Annotated in this window: 3 protein-coding genes; 1 reads left to right on the top strand and 2 read right to left on the bottom strand. The window is 35.7% G+C overall.

Annotation, left to right across the window (positions count from 1 at the left end):
* Positions 1-107: 107 nt before the first annotated feature.
* Positions 108-1,346 carry a tyrosine-type recombinase/integrase gene (locus tag ACRD64_RS25120; protein WP_430937372.1) on the bottom strand — a complete coding sequence of 413 codons (1,239 nt, stop codon included), beginning with the start codon at positions 1,344-1,346 and terminating at the stop codon, positions 108-110.
* Between the two features lie 140 nt (positions 1,347-1,486).
* On the opposite strand from ACRD64_RS25120, the gene ACRD64_RS25115 reads away from it, so the two are divergent.
* A complete protein-coding gene (locus tag ACRD64_RS25115) occupies positions 1,487-1,870 on the top strand; it encodes a hypothetical protein (RefSeq protein ID WP_430937370.1) in 384 nt (127 codons plus the stop codon).
* A 257-nt stretch (positions 1,871-2,127) separates the two neighbouring features.
* Here ACRD64_RS25115 and ACRD64_RS25110 read toward each other — a convergent pair whose 3' ends face one another.
* Entirely contained in the window at positions 2,128-2,592 is a 465-nt protein-coding gene (locus ACRD64_RS25110) for an SRPBCC family protein (protein WP_430937368.1), read from the bottom strand.
* Between the last annotated feature and the right edge of the window lie 218 nt (positions 2,593-2,810).

Raw genomic sequence — 2,810 nt, 5'->3', positions numbered from 1 at the left:
ATAAAGATTCTAACTAGTTTTCAACACTAACCAGTTGAGCGTGAATACATATCGGGTTTACGTGCAGAGACTATATATCTAAATTATCGATAGGGCTTTTTATATTTTCAAGCTTTTTCAAATATCTTTTGTATACTACCTACCGAGTATCGCTCACCATATTGCCCTTCAAACAACCATTTTTTGGGTTTATGCTCCAGGTAATACTGCCTAAGTTTATCTCTTATTTTATCTGAAAAAATAGTATAACGATCTTTTCTTCCTTTAGCCCCCCTTATAAAAATCATATTCCGGTCCTTGTTCAAATCACTAATCTTAATGTTTAGCACCTCGCTTCGGCGAAGTCCGGCAGAATATATAATCAATAATATACACTTGTGTTTCAAATTCTCACTACTCTTTAACAATTGCTGTACCTCATTCTCACTCATAACATTGGGCAATTTACATTCTTTTTGAGGACGTGTGATTTCATAACGTTCTTTTTGTCTTCCCAATACTTTTTCGTAATAAAACTTAATGGCACTTATTAACATATGAACATATTGGGTTGAAACATCTTTTGAATCCCTAACCAATCTAACATACGCCTCAATATCATCTTTCTCGAAACTGTCGATATCTTTATTAATGTAAAAATTAACAAATTCCGAAAAATACTTGTGGTAATTTGCTATCGTACTCCTACTATAGTTCATGGCAACGAGCTTATTTATATATGCGGTTGGACAAGACTTAAACTTCGCCGGATCATAAGCTTGCTCAAGCAACAACTGTATAGTCTCCGCATTATTTATCTCCAGCTCTTTTGAAATGGAAATTCTCGAGATTGACCGTAACTTCCTCAATACCCTATTTATATTTTCATTTTTTCTTTCTATTAGGAATGACCTATAGTTTGATGACCAATGTGTAATCTCCATGTCTTTTAGTATCCTATATAGGCTTTTATTGTACTTAAACCTGATTAATATATGCCTTGGGTATTCTTTATCCGCCACCGGCAGCATCCATAGTTGAAATTTATTCTTCACCCTGCATAACTTTAACCTCTCAATATATCTTTCCGCTGTAACTTTTGCGGATTCTATACAAAAAGGCTTTTCTATTTTACTTAGATACCAATCATTAATCTCAACACTGCGTGAAAAGGAACTGAAAAATAATTCAAGATTTTCTTTACTTTTAATGAAATAAAAGCACTTGTATTCTTTGCTATATCTTATAAAAGCACAATTCTTTAAATTACGAATAAGGTCACTATTTCGATGCTTAAAATAAAGCTTTACCAATGCGTACTGGTTATAATCCCAGTGGTTTAAGTAAATAACCGGTTTTGTGTCCATAACAGATAAATTAAAGTCTATAACAAATAAAATCAATTCAAAGGACTTAGCCGTTTATTAAACGTTTACTTACGTAAATAGACGTATAATAATTCTGATAAGTAAATATAATCACCTATTTGTATGTATAAAAAAAATTTATGACCATGACTCCGGAACCCACTTTCTGTTTGTTTTGCAATACGGAACTAAAAGGAAGAATTGACAAGCAATTTTGCAACGCCCACTGCAAAAGTCTCTACCACAACCGAAATCCAAATACCAAAGAAGCTTTGATACGGAAGGTGAATAAGCAATTAAGGACCAACAGAAGTGCCCTGTATAAAGCCTGCCCGCAGGGAAAAGCAACCGTGCGAAAAGAGTTTTTAACATCGTTGGGCATGGATTTCAAATTCCTGACGCACACCTGGAGGAGTAACGGCGGCAACCTGTATTATTTTTGCTATGATTATGGTTATACCCCATCTGTGGATATCCGCAAAGTGGTGGTCATCCAACAGCAGGAATATATGAAAAAACCTTAGTGTCAAGCATACCCTTACGGGCCAGGCTTTTTCCTTATTTCATTTTTCTTCACGATAAAAAGGCTCACCGCCCGATAGCTAGCGGGATGCCAACTTTTTCTGCTTTTGAAAAATCCAATAATAAATGCATCTTACCCAAAATGCTATACATGAATTGACCCTGAAAGTATAGAAATAGACAGATCGCGTTTTAATGCTTTTTTTTTATCAATTCAGTGGAAACAAATGATCGTTGACAAAGTAATTCAACCTGCTTGTTAATGGGGCGGGAAAATTTTTGAGATCGCCTCAACCCTGTAATCAAAAATTTTTTTGAGCTGGTTTTTAATCAATACCGCATTGGCAATTCTACCCAATATGCCAAAGGGAGGAGCATAAGAAATGATGTCGGTCATTTTAACACCTCCTTTAACTACTTCCAACAAATGTTCATGATGCCAAAGGGAATATGGTCCCTGCCGTTGTTCATCAACAAAATATTTCCCGGGCTCAATATGGGTAATTTCTGTAACCCAGGTGGTACTATAACCCGGCAAAGGCTTAACACGGTAACTGATGATCATACCTGCATACATTTTTACAGGCAAACTTCCGGATGTTATTTCGAACCCCATAGAAGCAGGTGTAATTTTTTTAAGGTTCACCGGCGACGAAATAAAATCCCAAAGCTGTTCGGGAGATGAATTCACAATTTGTTCCCGTTTAAATTGATAAAATGCCATAGTGTCTCATATTAGTTGGTATTTATAATTTTGTTGTCGTTGCCTTACACCTTTATTTTTTCAATATCAGCCTTGAACCCGGCTTATGTATTGGAGGTTCGTCATGAGCATTGCAAGTACAATAAAACAAGGCATTACTGAAAACGAGGCATCACTTGTCCCGATTACTTTCCATAGCCGTTAACTTAAGGGAACCTATTGGTACAAAAACACATACA

The organism is Saccharicrinis sp. 156 (assembly GCF_050589685.1).
Classification (GTDB): domain Bacteria; phylum Bacteroidota; class Bacteroidia; order Bacteroidales; family Marinilabiliaceae; genus Saccharicrinis.
Note: the sequence above shows the minus strand (reverse complement) of the source record. Positions and strands in the feature narration are given on the sequence as shown.